Origin of the sequence: Rhizobium sp. ARZ01 (genome assembly GCF_014851675.1) — a bacterium.
Lineage (GTDB): Bacteria > Pseudomonadota > Alphaproteobacteria > Rhizobiales > Rhizobiaceae > Mycoplana.
The window spans coordinates 2,885,226-2,899,849 of record NZ_JACVAE010000001.1 but is presented as its reverse complement, the minus strand read 5'-3'; the positions used below and the strand labels follow the sequence as shown (position 1 = coordinate 2,899,849).

The following is a 14,624-nucleotide window of genomic DNA, read 5'->3' as shown; positions in this document are numbered from 1 at the left end:
GGTTGGCGGCGTGACCCACCTCACCGTGCCGTCAGGCGACCGCATCCTCGCTACGCGCATCTTTCATGATGGCCGAAAATCTTGGGTCGAAGGCGCGGCCGATCGGTTCGGCGGCGGCGCCGAGTGCGACCGACCATGGATCCGTCATGCCGAGCTGAAGGCGGGGCAGGGGGCGTCCGGGCCGGTCCGCGACGGATGGCGGCAAGGGTTCGATGGCCGCCAGCAGTCGGCGGGCAAGCGGTTCAGGCGCACCGCCGCACAAGATGATGGTCTGCGGGTCGAAGATCGTCTCGATCAGATGCACGCCCCAGCGCAAGTCGGCTGCGGCAAGCGCGATCCATTCCATGATGCGCGGATCGTCGGCTGCGGCGAGCTGAGCAATCTTGTCGTAGACGCCATGCGAAGCGGGGCTGATATCGAGGTGCTGGTAGAGCGAGGCAAGCGAGGCACGGTGCTCGAGCGCGGTCCGCTTCGGCCCGGCGGGCGAGAGCAGGGCCATGCCGATCTCGCCGGCATTTCCGTTCGCGCCGCTGTAGAGTTCCGAGTTGAGGATCAGGCCCGCACCGATACCATAACCGAGATAGAGGCAGACGGCGTGGTCGAGACCATGGGCCGCACCCACAATGCGTTCCGCCGTGGCACAGGCGGCGGCGTCGTTTTGCAAGCCGACATTGAGTCCGGTACCGTCGGCAAGCGTTTTCAGGAGCGGGAACTTCTGCCAGGCCTGCATCATCCACTGGTCGTTGTCGGCGCCATCGATGCCGAAGGGGCCGGGCATGGCGACGCCGAGGCCGACAAGGCGTTTTTCCGATTCCGCGGCGATCTGCGAAAGGTCGTCGCGGACCTTCGCGATCAAGTCGAGCACCACTTTTGCGCCGCTGGCCGGACCGTTTGGCGGCAGGTCTGTTTCTGCCCTGGTCAGCACCGTGCCAACCAGATCGACCGCAACCGCCCGCGTCACATGCCGATCGATCTGTAGCCCGATCGCGAACGCTCCTCCCGCCACCAGCGCGTAGGGCGTCGAGGGTTGTCCGCGGCCCTTGCGAACGGTCTCCTTCGGCACCACCAGTCCGTCGCGTTCCAGTTCCTCGATGATGTTGGAGACCGTCTGCTTTGTCAGCCTAGTCGCGCGGGAAAGGTCCGCCCGGGAAAGCGCGCCGTTGACCCGCAGCGCATCGATCATCACGCGCCGGTTATGGGCACTCGTACCTTCGTGGTTGGTGCCGCTCATGGCACGGATCGGACGGGGATCGGTCATCGCGCAATTCCTCTTGACAGGAATAAAAGACTGGGAAAGATTTAAGTCAAGGCATTTGACTTAATGAGGGGTCGAAAGAACTCCAGGGAACATGGCCGGTGGATCCGGCGAAATTGACCGTAGGATTCGGCACCGCAATTCGGGGTGCCGTCGGTGCTGCCGTCATCACGGCGCCACCATGCTGATCGCGATCGAAACTAGGAGGCTAGACATGTCGAATTCCATCACCAAGGCCCTTATCGGGGCGGCGCTGCTGAGCGCCTCCTTCGCCCATCATGCGCTGGCAGAAACCACGCTGAACGCGCTATTCATGGCGCAGGCCGCCTATAGCGAGGCGGACGTGCGCGCCATGACCGAGGCCTTTACCAAGGCCAATCCGGACATCAAGGTCAATCTTGAGTTCGTCCCCTACGAAGGCCTGCACGACAAAACCGTGCTGGCGCAGGGTTCGGGTGGCGGCTACGATGTTGTGCTGTTCGACGTGATCTGGCCGGCGGAATACGCGGCCAACAACGTTCTTGTCGACGTTTCCTCCCGTATCACCGACGATATGAAGAAGGGCGTGCTTCCGGGCGCCTGGACGACCGTCCAGTATGACGGCAAGTCCTACGGCATGCCCTGGATCCTCGACACCAAGTACCTGTTCTACAACAAGGAGATCCTGGAGAAGGCAGGCATCACGGCGCCGCCGAAGACCTGGGATGAACTGGCCGAGCAGGCGAAGATCATCAAGGACAAGGGCATTCTGCAAACGCCGATCGCCTGGAGCTGGTCACAGGCGGAAGCCGCGATCTGCGACTACACCACGCTCGTCAGCGCCTATGGCGGCGACTTCCTGAATGACGGCAAGCCGGCCTTCCAGAGCGGCGGCGGTCTGGACGCGCTGAACTACATGGTGACTAGCTACAATTCGGGCCTCACCAACCCGAACTCCAAGGAATTCCTGGAAGAGGACGTGCGCAAGGTCTTTGAAAACGGCGAAGCCGCCTTCGCGCTGAACTGGACCTACATGTACAACCTCGCCAACAGCGGCGCGGACAGCAAGGTTACCGGCAAGGTCGGCGTCGTTCCCGCCCCGGGCGTTTCCGGCAAAAGCGAGGTGTCGGCCGTGAACGGCTCGATGGGTCTCGGCGTTACCAGCGTCAGCAAGCATCCGGACGAGGCTTGGAAGTACATCGTCCACATGACCTCGCAGGACACGCAGAACCAGTATGCCAAGCTCAGCCTGCCGATCTGGGCCTCATCCTATGAGGATCCGACCGTGACCAAGGGTCAGGAAGAGCTGATCGGCGCTGCCAAGCTCGGCCTTGCCGCCATGTATCCGCGCCCGACGACGCCGAAGTACCAGGAGCTCTCGACCGCCCTGCAGCAGGCGATCCAGGAGGCGCTGCTGGGGCAGGCTTCCGCCGAGGACGCGTTGAAGTCGGCTGCCGACAACAGCGGGCTTTGAGACAAGGCAGATCAAACGCGGGCGGCGGTCGTCGCCGCCCGTTCTCACAGTGGGTACCTCGCCTCAGGCGGATGGACCGAGTTTTGACAAGACCGCGCCAACCGTGATTCTCTTTCGGAACCAAACTGGTCCGACGGACCGCTACAGGCCGCATTGACGACTGGGAAGGCTTGCCCGATGTCCGGCACCTGGATGACGACCCGAGCATGGCTGCTTCTGGCGCCGCTGCTTGTGGTCATGATCGCTGTGATCGGCTGGCCGCTCGTCGATACGGTCGGGCTGTCCTTCACCGACGCCAAGCTCGTCGGCACCGCCGGCAATTTCGTCGGCCTCGACAACTACACGAAGATGCTGTCGAGCTCGAACTTCCAGCGCACCCTGGTGACGACCACGTGGTTCGCCATCATCTCGGTCGCCGCCGAAATGGTGCTCGGCGTGCTCGCAGCGCTGCTGCTGAACCAGGAGTTTCGCGGCCGCGCGGCACTTCGGGCCCTGATGATTTTGCCTTGGGCGCTGCCGACCGTTGTCAACGCAACGCTGAGGAGGCTGATCTACAACCCCGAATACGGCGCATTGAACGCGGCGCTGACGCAGATCGGCCTGCTCGACAGCTATCGCTCGTGGCTTGGCGAGCCGGGCTCGGCTCTGACGGCGCTGATTGTCGCTGATTGCTGGAAGAACTTTCCGCTGGTCGCATTGATCGCACTTGCCGCCCTGCAAGCTGTGCCACGCGACATCACCGCCGCCTCGCTCGTCGATGGCGCCGGTCCGTTTTCCCGCTTCCGCTTCGTCATCCTGCCCTATCTCGCCGGTCCCCTGATGGTGGCGCTGGTGTTGCGCACGATCGAGGCCTTCAAGGTGTTCGACATCATCTGGGTGATGACGCGCGGCGGTCCGGCCAACAGCACGCGTACGCTTTCCATCCTCGTCTACCAGGAGGCATTCTCGTTCCAGCGCGCCGGCTCGGGGGCGTCGCTGGCGCTGATCGTCACGCTGATCGTCACGGTGTTGGCGCTCGCCTATGCCGCGCTGGTACGCAGGACGGCGGGGAGGGCTGCCTGATGGAGCGCAAGAGCCTCGCCTTTTCCATCTTCATCCATCTGGCGGCTCTACTGCTGGCCGCAGTCATCCTCGCGCCGCTCGCCTGGCTGTTCGTGATGAGCATCTCGCCGGCCGCCGATCTTTCCGCCAAGCCGCTGCGCTGGTGGCCGCAGACGGCCGATTTCTCACGCTACCAGTTGCTGCTGTCGACCGTGCCGAACAGCGCCGGTGCCGCATTTACCGCGTCGCTCCGCAACAGCCTGATGGTTTCGGGCATGGCGACCGTTGCGGCAATCGCGCTTGCCATTCCCGCCGGCTGGGCCGTGTCCCGCACGCCGCGGATCGGATGGTCGCTGTCGCTGGTGATCGCCACCTACATGCTGCCGCCGGTAGCGCTCGCCGTTCCCCTGTACATGGGCCTCGCCTACTTCGGCATGCTGAACAATGTCTTCGGGCTGGCGCTGGTCTATCTGACGATCCTCGCGCCGTTTACGACATGGCTGATGAAATCCGGCTTCGACACGATCCCGCGCGAGATCGAGGCCGCGGCGATGATCGACGGTGCCGGCTTGTGGGAGACGCTTCGCATCATCATGCTGCCGCTCGCAGCACCTGTCATGGCGACGTCGGCGCTGTTTGCCTTCCTGCTTGCCTGGGACGAGTTCTTCTACGCGCTGCTGTTCACCTCCGACCAGCGCGCCAAAACCCTCACGGTCGCCATTGCCGATCTCGCCGGCGGCCGTGTCTCCGACTACGGACTGATCGCGACTGCCGGTGTGCTCGCCGCCCTGCCACCGGTGCTGATCGGCTTTCTCATGCAACGGGCCCTGATTTCCGGGCTGACCAGCGGCGGCGTCAAGGGATGACGATGACTGACCAGAAAACCCGCCCTGCCGGGCTTGTCGCGATCGACCGCGAAATGGCGCGCCAGCGCGCCGATGGGATAGCCTCCTTCCACGATATGGGCGAGATGGCGGGGCAGGTCGCCGCCTCGTTGCGGAAGACGGGCCAGCTGCTGCTGCTCGGCATGGGCGGTTCGCATGCGGTCGGCCGTGCCGTCGAGCCGCTTTATCGCGCGCTCGGGATAGACGCGATCGCGCTGCCGCTCTCCGAGCAGCTCGCCCAGCCGCTGAGGCTTGCGGGCAGGACGATCCTGATCACGTCGCAATCGGGTGAAAGCGCCGAGGTGTTGCGCTGGTTCGGTGAGACCGGCGGGACGCCGGAGACCTTCGGGCTGACCCTTGAGGCCGGTTCGTTCCTGGCGAAGCAGGCGCCCTGCCTCGTCGGGGCAGGCGGTACGGAGCTCGCCTTTGCCGCAACGCGCAGTCTGACGATCAGTTTTGCCTTGCACCTCGCCGTTCTCGCAGCCCTCGGCGACGATCCGACCGCCGCGCTCGCCGCCCTTGCCGACACGCAGGAGCCGGATGTCGCCGCGGCGGTCGCTGCACTCGCAAGCGTTTCCGCTGTCGTCACCTCCGGCCGCCGCCTGCAGGGCGCCGCCGAGGCGCTGGCGCTCGGCTTCACCGAGCTTTCCCGGCGTCCCTGCTTCTCGCTGGAAGGCGGGCAGTTGCGCCACGGGCCGATGGAGATGCTGGGGCGGGATGTCGGTGTTGTGCTCTTTCGTGGCGAAGATCCGACCGCCGACCTCGTCACGGCTATGGCCGCCTCTGCGATCGAGACCGGTGCGCCCGTGGTGATCTTCGATTCCTCGGGACAGGCTGCCGTTTCCGGTGCGGTGACGCTGTCTTTCAAGCCTGCGACCGGCCTCGCGGCAACGCTGGCCATGTTGCCAGTGGCGCAACGGCTGATGATCGCCTTCGCCTGGGAACGAGTGGAGGATGTCGGAACCCCGGTGCGCACCACCAAGATCACCCGGAGCGAATGATGCGGCCGCTTGCTGTCATCGGCAACGTCAATGTCGACCTGATCCTCGGGCCCGCGGCGCCATGGCCCAAGGCCGGGACGGAGATCATCGTCGATCACGATGAACTGCGTGTCGGCGGATCGGCGGGCAATGCGGCGCTTGCCTGGGACGGGCTCGGCGTTGACTTTGTCATCGCGGCCAATGTCGGCTCCGACCAGTTCGGTCGCTGGCTCAAGGAAGGCTTTGGCGCCCGTGCTGACAAATGGGCGGTGCGGCCAGAGCAGACGACGCTTTCTGTCGGCATCACCCATCCAGACGGCGAGCGGACCTTTTTCACCACGCGCGGTCATCTGGCGCGCCTCGACCTTGCCGATACTTTGTCGATGCTGGACGGCCGGGCACTCGCCGGCGGTTACGCACTTCTCTGCGGCTCGTTCCTGACCGACGACCTGACGGCAGATTATCCGGCCTTCTTCGACTGGGCAGATCGGCACGGTATCGCGGTTGCGCTCGATACCGGCTGGCCGCTTGAGGGCTGGACGCCGGCAAACTGTGATTCCGCCCGCGCCTGGCTTTCGCGCTCGCGTATCGCGCTTCTGAACGAGGTAGAGACAACGACACTTGCCGGCGTCGAAGAGCCTGCTGCTGCGGCACGGGCGATCAAGGCGCTGATGCCGGAGGACGCGATTGTCGTGGTCAAGCGCGGCCCCGATGGTGCGATTGCGGTCGCCAGTGACGGTGCCTTTGTCTCGCAGCCGGCACCGCGGGTAGAGGTGATCGACACGATCGGCGCCGGAGACGTGTTCAATGCCGGCTTCCTTGCGGCACTTGCAGCGGATGAGCCGCTTGCCGACTGCCTGAGGGCCGGAACGCATCTTGCCTCGCGGGCCATTTCCACCCTTCCCCGCAGCTATGGCGGGTCCATCCATTTCGGGGAGACGACGCCGTGAGCGCGCTGGAAATCGTAAACGTCCGCAAGGCCTATGGCGCAGTCGAGACACTGAAGGGCATCGATATCACGCTGGAAAACGGCGAGTTCCTCGTGCTGCTGGGTTCGTCCGGTTGCGGCAAGTCCACCCTGCTCAATATCATCGCTGGCCTTGCGGAGGCGACCGGCGGCGACGTGCGGATCGGCGGGCGCTCCGTGCTCGGCGTGCATCCGAAGGACCGCGACATCGCCATGGTGTTCCAGTCCTACGCGCTCTATCCGAACCTTTCCGTCCATCGCAACATCGGCTTCGGGCTGGAGATGCGGAAGGTGCCGGCGGCCGAGCGCGATAAGGCGGTCAAGGAGGTGGCGAAGCTTCTGCAGATCGAGAACCTGCTCGACCGCAAACCTTCGCAGCTTTCCGGCGGACAGCGCCAGCGCGTGGCGATCGGCCGTGCACTGGTACGCAAGCCCGAGGTCTTCCTGTTCGACGAGCCGCTTTCCAACCTTGACGCCAAGCTGCGCATGGAGATGCGCACGGAGCTGAAGCGCCTGCACCAGATGCTTCAAACGACGATCGTCTATGTCACTCACGATCAGATCGAGGCGATGACGCTGGCCACCCGGATTGCGGTGATGCGTGATGGGCGGATCGAGCAACTGGCAACGCCCGAGGAGATCTACAACCGACCGGCAACACTCTATGTCGCGACCTTTGTCGGTGCGCCGCCGATGAACCTTCTGAACGTGACGGTGAAGGCAGACCATCTCGTCTTCGAGGACATCGCCTTGCCGATGCCTAGCATGCGGAAGGCGAAGACGAGGGAAGGCCAGCGCCTTGTCCTCGGCATCCGGCCGGAGGCGTTGCAACTTGGCGCTGGCTTAGGCCCGTCTATCGCGGCAAAGGCGGAGGTGGTCGAACTGACTGGACCGGAACTCGTCGTCTCCGCCAGTGTCGGGAGCCAGCGGATCATGGCCTGCCTGCCACCCCGCACACGGCTCGAGGCCAGTCAGCCGCTGGCGTTGTCCTTTGACGCCGAGGCGATGCATCTGTTCGACGTGGACACCGGCAGGCGGATAGACTGAACGTTTTACATCACTGGTCCGCTAACGGCGTGACAGCGGGCCCGCGCCTTGAGCCCTTGGCAAAGCTGCGTTCCTACGCCATGCGTCCAAACTGGCGCATCAGCTTCACCAGCGGCTCATGCGGGATCGCCTCGATCAGGAAGCGGTCGTGAGCCGTTCCGCCCAGGGTTTCGGCTGCCAGCATGGCGTTGACAATCGCCTCGTCGACGCTGTCGACTGCGGCGAGGTACACCGGATCGAGATGCTCGTCGTTGACGATATCGAGATTGATCAGATGCGGCGCGCGATAGGCCATTGGTTGCGGATTGGCGGTGGAGAAGGCCAGGAAGATGTCGCCGGAATTGTTGCCGCCGGGCGTGCCGTTGCGGCCGATGCCGATCGCCGCACGCCGTGCCAGCCGCTTCAGTTGGTGCGGCGCCATGGGCAGGTCGGTGGCAATCACGACAATGATCGAGCCGCGTTCCTGCATCTGGCTTTGCGGCGTGCCATCGCGCATGTGCTGCCCGACAGGAACGCCGCAGATCGTCAGCCAGTCGCGCCGGCCGTGATTGGCCTGCACCAATGTTCCGATCGTGTAGTCCTGCCCGCCAAACGAAACGATGCGCGAAGCCGTGCCGGTGCCTCCCTTGAAGCCATAAGTGATCATTCCGGTGCCGCCACCGCAGTTTCCTTCCTGCACCGGGCCGGAGGCGAGGCCGCCGAGCGCGGCAAATACGTCGGCCTCCGTTAGCGGTAAGCCGTTGATGTCGTTGAGGACGCCGTCATAGGTCTCCGCGATCACCGGCATCAGCCAGAGAAAATCGTCGCTGTCATAGGTCGAGGCATAGCGCTCGAGCATCCATTTGACGGTTGCGTGATGCGTCATGCCGACGGCGTGGGTGTTGGAGATCATCACCGGGCCAAGGAAGGTGCCGCCATCCTCGATCCAGTGCGTCCCGGTCATCTCGCCATTGCCGTTGAAGCGATGGATACCGGCATAGACGGGGACCGGGGTTGGCGAGGCGGCATGGGGCAGGATCGCGGTAACGCCTGTGCGGACGGGACGCTTGCGGCCGGGCCGCGGCGTGTCTTCCACAATCGTGCGGAAGCCGACTTCGATGCCAGCGACATCAGTGATGGCGTTGAATTCGCCTGTACGGCCGGAAAAGGGCAGGCCGAGATCGCGGGAGCGGGATTTGGAACGGTGTGGGGTGTGGGTCATGCTTGAGGCCTAGCGAGGCAATGCAAGAGAAGCAAGGGGCATTGTCCGGGCCAGATGGCCGGCTCATAGGATCAGGATTGCCCGGAAGTCGTTCACATTGGTGCCGGTCGGCCCGGTGTGGAAGATGTCTCCGATTGCGTCGAAGGCGCTGTAGGCATCGTGCCCGATCAGGCGCGCGCGCGGATCCTCGCCGGCGGCGCGCATGCGCGCAATCGTGCCACCGTCTGTGAAGGCACCGGCATTGTGTTCCGAACCGTCGCGGCCATCGGTGTCTGCCGCCAAAGCGTGGACGTTCTCCAACCCGTCGATGGCACTGGCGAACGAGAGCAGGAACTCGCTGTTGCGCCCACCCTTGCCATAGCCTTCATCGCGGATTGTTACCGTGGTCTCGCCGCCGGACAGGATCAGGACGGGCTCCGTAAACGGGCGTCCGCGCATGCGCACCTCGCGGACGATCGCTGCATGCATGAGCCCGATGTCGCGCGCTTCACCTTCGATCGAATCCGACAGGATCACCGTGTCGATGCCGGCCGCGCGCGCCTGGATAGCGGCCGCCTCCAGCGAGACGCGGGCAGAGGCGATGACGTGATGCTCATGACTGGCGAAGGCGGTGTCGTCCGGGCCGGGTGCTGCGGCTTCTGCCGAATTGAGATGCGCCATCACGGCTTCCGGCAGCGCCATGCGGTATTGACGGATGATTTGAAGGGCATCCTGCCGCGTCGAGCCGTCCGGCACCGTCGGGCCGGAAGCGACGTGCGCCGGGTTGTCGCCGGGAATGTCGGAGACGATCAGGCTGACGACCCGCGCCGGTGCCGCTGCATGTGCCAGGCGGCCGCCCTTGATCCGCGATACGTGCTTGCGCACGACGTTCATCGCCGAGATCGGCGCGCCGGAGGCGAGCAGCGCACGGTTGACGGCGATTTCGTCTTCGAGCGTCAGGCTCCCGGCGGGTGCCGGCAACAGCGAGGAACCACCGCCAGAGATCAGCGCGATAACGAGGTCGTCTGCGGTGAGGCCCCGCACCCGGTCGAGCAGGCGCTTTGACGCCGCAAGACCGGCCGCATCGGGCACCGGATGGGCTGCCTGCAGCACCTCGATCTGCCGGCAGGCGGCGACAGGACCGTGCTGGGCGACGGCGGCGCCTTCGAGTGGTCCGTCCCACAGGCTTTCGAGGGCGGCAGCCATCTGGCTCGCAGCCTTCCCGGCACCGACCACCACCGTACGGCCTTTAGGTTTTTCCGGCAGGTGGGCGCGGATCGCCGAGAGCGGATCTGCAGCTTTCACGGCGGTGTCAAAAAGGGAGGCCAGAAAGGCGCGGGGATTATTGAGCATGAAGCATCAATCGTCGGTTTCGAGATCATACACAAGGATGCCTCGTGCTCCGTCCAGTGCTGCGGCAACGATCTTCGCTCCCGTCTTCCTGTGTTCTTCGTCGGCGAGATAGGCGTCGCGGGCGAAACTGTCATCGAAATCTACAATGAAGCCGTCGGAAAATCCCTTGTCCATACCCGCTTCCGGGCTGACGTTCGTGCCCACGTGCACGGCGAGCAGGCCGGGTAGCCGGCCCTTCAGCGCTGCGATCTCATCGAAGATCTCTGCTTTCTGGGCAGGGGATATGGTGGGTTTGAATCGGATGAAGACGCAGTGGCGGATCAAGGCGGGCTCCTATCGGATGTCGGTGCGGGCGCGCGGCCGCGTATCGTTTCGTTCATAGGCGAAAATCTGCGGCGAAAGCGGCTGAAAGTCACGGATAATGTCGGAGCCCTTCTCTCCGACCATGATCGTGGGGGCGTTCGTGTTGCACGAGGGTACGCGCGGCATCACGGAGCTGTCGCAGACGCGCAGTCCCTCAAGGCCATGCACCCTCAGGTCCAACCCGACCACGGCGTCCGATCCGGTGCCCATCTTGCAGGTGCCGACCGGGTGGTGGTCGGTCTTGGCGTTTGCGCAACCGTAATCGAACAAGTCCTCGTCGGTGATATGTTTGGGACCGGGCAGGCGTTCGGCGAGCACGAACGGCTTGAGTGCCGCTTGGCTCATGATCTCGCGCGCGATCTTCAGCCCCTCGATCGACATCTTCCGGTCGTGCGGATCTTCCCAGTAATTCGGATCGATCAGGGGAGCCTTGGCCGGGTCGGCGCAAGCAAGCCGGACGGTGCCGCGCGAGCGCGGATGCAGGTAGGCCGAATTCAGCGTGACGCCGGCGTTCTTCAGCCGGGCCACGCCCGCCTCGATGCCGGAACCGAGGCCGAGATGGAACTGGATGTCGGGTGAGCGGGCTTCCGGATGGGCGTACCAGAAGCCGCCGGTCTCGAAGAGCGAGGAGGCAACGGGGCCGGAGCGGAACAGCACGTATTGCAGCCCGGCCCAGAGCGTCCGGTGGAGTTTCGCCACGTTGTCATAGGTGTGGTCGCCCGTGCATTCGCAGATGACGAACAGGTCGAGATGATCCTGCAGGTTGGAGCCGACGCCGGGCAAGTCGTGCTTCACGGCGACACCGGCCGATTTCAGGTGGTCGGCCGGGCCGATACCCGATTGCAGCAGCAGCTTCGGCGAGCCGATCGCGCCGGAGGAGACCAGCACCTCGCGCCCGGCCCGGATGGTTTCGACCCCGCGCGCGGTGACGACCTCCACACCGACGGCGCGCGAGCCTTCTAGCACGATGCGGGAAACACGGGTGCCGGTGCGGATCGTCAGGTTCTTCCGGTTCTTGATCGGCGAGAGATAGGCGAGTGAGGCCGAGGAGCGGCGACGGTTGCGCTGGGTCAGCTGATAGAATCCGACGCCGGCTTGCTGGCGGCCGTTGAAATCGTGATTGTAGGGGATACCCAGTTCCTGCCCAGCGCGGATATAGGCGTCACAGATCGGGAGACCGGAGACTGGCATCGAGACGCCGAGCGGTCCGCCATAGGCATGGTAGTCGTCGGCAAAGTGCTGGTTGTCCTCGGCGCGCTTGAAATAGGGCAGCACAGAGCGGTAGTCCCAGCCCTCGCAGCCGTCCTCGCTCGCCCATATATCGTAGTCGACGGCGTTGCCACGGGTGTACAGCTGGGCATTGATGGTCGAGCCGCCGCCGATGACCTTGGCCTGCGTATAGCGCAGCACCCGCCCCTTCATGTGCTTTTGCGGCACAGTCTCCCAGCCCCAGCTGGCCACACCCTTTGTCATCTTGGCAAAGCCCGCCGGCATGTGGAACAACGGGTTCCAGTCCCCGCCTCCGGCCTCCAGCAAGAGCACGCGCACCGTCGAATCTTCGGAAAGCCGATTGGCGAGCACGCAGCCTGCGGGACCGGCGCCGGTGATAATGTAGTCGTAAGCCATGCACGTTCCCTCAAGAGTTCGCTTCGGTCCGGGGACCTGGTCAAGGCCCGCTCCCCCTCATGCGCCTGCCGGCACCTTCTCCCCGCAGGGGGGGAGAAGGACATGCGCCGCGCCGCTTCTTCTCCCTCTTCCCGCTTGCGGGGAGAGTGGGGTGAGGGGCAATTCACAGCCGCCCGATCGACAGTCCCCCGTCCAGATCGATCACCGACCCCGTGGCGAAGGCGAAGCGGCCGGAGGCGAGCGCTGCGACGGCAACGCCGATGTCGCCCGGCTCGCCCCAGCGCTTCATCGGCACCAACCCGCTTTCGATCAGCGTGTCGTATTTCGTCGAAACCCCGGCGGTCATGTCGGAGCGGATGATGCCGGGACGGATTTCGAAGACGGCGATGCCGGTTTCGGCCAGTCGCAGTGCCAGCCCCTGGCTGAAGGCGGCAAGCCCGGCCTTGGTCATGCAGTAGTCAAGCCGCTCGGGCGAACTCATGCTGGCCGAGACGGAGGTTATGTTGACGATCGTGCGCGGCCCGGCGGTTGGCGCGGCCAGCATCGCCCGGGCGACGGCCTGGGTGAAGAACACGGTGCCGCGCAGGTTGGTGGCGATGATGGTGTCGAAATTCTCCGGCTTCAGGTCGAGGAAGTCACCGCGTACGATCGAGGCGATGCCGGCATTGTTGACCAGGCAGTCGATGCGACCGAACGCGCTCAAGATCGCTTCGACCGTTGCCGCGTGGCCGGCAACATCGGCCAGGTCTGCCTTGAAGTAGGCAGCCTTTGCCCCCGCCTGTCCAAGGTCGGCGAACATCTGATCGGTGCTGGCGTCCGCCTCGTCGATGCCGGTTATGGCAAGGTCGAAGCCTTCGGTGGCGAGCGCCTTGGCGATGCCGAGCCCGATGCCCCGACGGCCGCCGGTGACGATGGCGAGGGGCCGGGCAGCGTGGCGACGTAGCGAGCGAAAGGAGGCCGTCATGCTGCAAGCTCCTGCATTCGGATGTGATCGGCGACCCGCAGCGCCTGGGCGGCGACGGTCAGCGCCGGGTTAACGGCGGCGGAAGTCGGCAGGAAGGAGGCATCGACGACGAAGAGATTGGCATGGTCGAAGGAACGGCAATAGACGTCGAGCGGCGCGGTGGCCGGATCGGTGCCGATGCGAACGGTGCCGCACTGGTGCGAAGGTGTGCGCTTGTCGAAGGCGCGCGACAGCACGATCGGGAAGCCGGCCTTCTTCAGCATGGCCTTGAGCTTCGCCACAAGGTCGAGATGAGCATCCCAGTTCGTGCGGGTCCATTTCAACACGATCCGGTCGCCTTCGACCGTTATCCGGCTTTCGGGATGCGGCAGGTCCTCACTCATGGCGTAGAAATCGATCGCGTGCCGCGAGACGCGCTCAAGCATCCATTCCGGTACTGACGGCATGTTGGCTTTCAGGATCGTGCCGGAGATGCGACCGAGCAATTGCACGTTGCCGAGGGGCGGCCCAGTGGCGCCGTCCGACAGGTAGAAGTCGTTGAAGCCGAAGGTCTTCTGGTAGACCGAGTCGTTGCGATAACGCGGCGAGATGGCGATCACCGCGCTTGAATTGTGGTTCATGAAGTTGCGGCCGACCTGATCGGACGAATTGGCAAGACCGCGCGGAAAATCTTCACTCGCGGAGCGCAGCAGGAGCGCTGCGGACTGCACCGCGCCGGCCGCCAGTATGACGAGCTTCGGCGAGACGCTGTCCTCGTCGCCGTCCATGATGTAGCGGACGGTGGTGATCGACCGGCCGTGTGGAGCTGCGTGGAGGTGGGTGACGCGGCTGCCGGTCTGTAGCCTAACGTTCGGATGCTTCAGCGCTTCGGTCAGGGCGGTCGTCTCGGCGTCCATCTTGCCGTCATCGGCATTCGGATGGGCGTCCCAGGGCGTCCTCGCCTTCTTCAGCCAGCGTTCGATATCGACGCCGAGCGGCAGCGCGTAGGGGTGCATGCCGGCAGCCTTCAGCCGCTTGCGCACCATCGCGATCGCCGGCTCGTCGGGAACCGGCGGAAAGGGGTAGGGGGCCGAGTGCGCAGGCTCAGTCGGATCCTCGCCAAGCGTGCCGCGCACCTGGTAGAGCCGCTCGGCTGCCGTGTACCAGGGCTCCAGTTCCTCGTAAGGAAAGGGCCAGGCCGGCGAGATGCCGTCTCGGTGACGCATCTCCAGAAAATCCTCGCGTCGATAGCGGACGAGGACGGCGCCGTAGAATTTCGAATTGCCGCCGACATTGTAGTAGTTGCCAGGATTGAAACCCGTGCCATCGGCCTCGTACCAGGTCTCGTCAGGGCGGAAATGGCCGCGCTGGAAGATCGCGCGCTGGTCGCGGTTCTCCGGCCGATCCTCGATGCGCTCTCCCGCCTCGAGGATCAGGATGCGGGCGCCGCTCGGCGCGAGGCCGGCGGCCACCGTGGCCCCGCCGATGCCCGAGCCAATGATGACGATGTCTGGCTGAGGGGTCATGTCGTC

Annotated in this window: 13 protein-coding genes; 6 read left to right on the top strand and 7 right to left on the bottom strand. The window is 64.7% G+C overall.

The genetic code is table 11. The features are described from left to right. Nucleotides 1-31 precede the first annotated feature (31 nt). A complete protein-coding gene (locus IB238_RS13695; protein WP_192247074.1) occupies nt 32-1,258 on the bottom strand; it encodes an ROK family transcriptional regulator in 1,227 nt (408 codons plus the stop codon). Nucleotides 1,259-1,469: 211 nt separating this feature from the next. On the opposite strand from IB238_RS13695, the gene IB238_RS13690 reads away from it, so the two are divergent. From IB238_RS13690 to ugpC, 6 genes are all read left to right on the top strand, one after another. After that, nucleotides 1,470-2,708 carry an extracellular solute-binding protein gene (locus IB238_RS13690; protein WP_192247072.1) on the top strand — a complete coding sequence of 413 codons (1,239 nt, stop codon included), beginning with the start codon at nt 1,470-1,472 and terminating at the stop codon, nt 2,706-2,708. Nucleotides 2,709-2,885: 177 nt separating this feature from the next. Beyond that, on the top strand, nt 2,886-3,770 hold the full coding sequence (locus IB238_RS13685; RefSeq protein ID WP_192247070.1) for a sugar ABC transporter permease: 885 nt from the start codon (nt 2,886-2,888) through the stop codon (nt 3,768-3,770). After that, complete coding sequence (locus IB238_RS13680; protein ID WP_192247068.1) at nt 3,770-4,615, top strand: carbohydrate ABC transporter permease; 846 nt, start codon at nt 3,770-3,772, stop codon at nt 4,613-4,615. The genes IB238_RS13685 and IB238_RS13680 overlap by 1 nt, the downstream gene beginning before the upstream one ends. 2 nt (nt 4,616-4,617) lie before the next feature. After that, nucleotides 4,618-5,634 (top strand): SIS domain-containing protein, encoded by a 1,017-nt coding sequence (locus IB238_RS13675; RefSeq protein ID WP_192247066.1) that lies wholly within the window; start codon nt 4,618-4,620, stop codon nt 5,632-5,634. Further along, nucleotides 5,634-6,563, top strand: a complete 930-nt coding sequence (locus IB238_RS13670; RefSeq protein WP_192247064.1) for a PfkB family carbohydrate kinase — start codon at nt 5,634-5,636, stop codon at nt 6,561-6,563. The genes IB238_RS13675 and IB238_RS13670 overlap by 1 nt, the downstream gene beginning before the upstream one ends. Then, entirely contained in the window at nt 6,560-7,627 is a 1,068-nt protein-coding gene (ugpC, locus tag IB238_RS13665; RefSeq protein WP_192247062.1) for a sn-glycerol-3-phosphate ABC transporter ATP-binding protein UgpC, read from the top strand. The genes IB238_RS13670 and ugpC overlap by 4 nt, the downstream gene beginning before the upstream one ends. Nucleotides 7,628-7,700: 73 nt before the next feature. On the opposite strand, the gene IB238_RS13660 is transcribed toward ugpC, so the two are convergent. The 6 genes from IB238_RS13660 to IB238_RS13635 form a co-directional block, all read right to left on the bottom strand. Then, nucleotides 7,701-8,828 carry a P1 family peptidase gene (locus IB238_RS13660; protein WP_192247060.1) on the bottom strand — a complete coding sequence of 376 codons (1,128 nt, stop codon included), beginning with the start codon at nt 8,826-8,828 and terminating at the stop codon, nt 7,701-7,703. A gap of 63 nt (nt 8,829-8,891) precedes the next feature. Further along, complete coding sequence (locus IB238_RS13655; RefSeq protein ID WP_192247058.1) at nt 8,892-10,160, bottom strand: glycerate kinase; 1,269 nt, start codon at nt 10,158-10,160, stop codon at nt 8,892-8,894. Nucleotides 10,161-10,166: 6 nt separating this feature from the next. Further along, nucleotides 10,167-10,484, bottom strand: coding sequence for a Dabb family protein (locus IB238_RS13650; RefSeq protein WP_192247056.1), 318 nt, complete (start codon nt 10,482-10,484; stop codon nt 10,167-10,169). Between the two features lie 9 nt (nt 10,485-10,493). Beyond that, complete coding sequence (locus IB238_RS13645; protein ID WP_192247054.1) at nt 10,494-12,149, bottom strand: GMC family oxidoreductase N-terminal domain-containing protein; 1,656 nt, start codon at nt 12,147-12,149, stop codon at nt 10,494-10,496. A gap of 163 nt (nt 12,150-12,312) precedes the next feature. Then, the gene (locus tag IB238_RS13640; protein WP_192247053.1) at nt 12,313-13,113 is read right to left on the bottom strand and encodes a 3-ketoacyl-ACP reductase; all 801 of its coding nucleotides are present in this window, start codon (nt 13,111-13,113) and stop codon (nt 12,313-12,315) included. Further along, the gene (locus tag IB238_RS13635; RefSeq protein WP_192247051.1) at nt 13,110-14,618 is read right to left on the bottom strand and encodes a GMC family oxidoreductase; all 1,509 of its coding nucleotides are present in this window, start codon (nt 14,616-14,618) and stop codon (nt 13,110-13,112) included. Before IB238_RS13635 ends, IB238_RS13640 begins: the two co-directional genes overlap by 4 nt. Nucleotides 14,619-14,624: the final 6 nt, after the last annotated feature.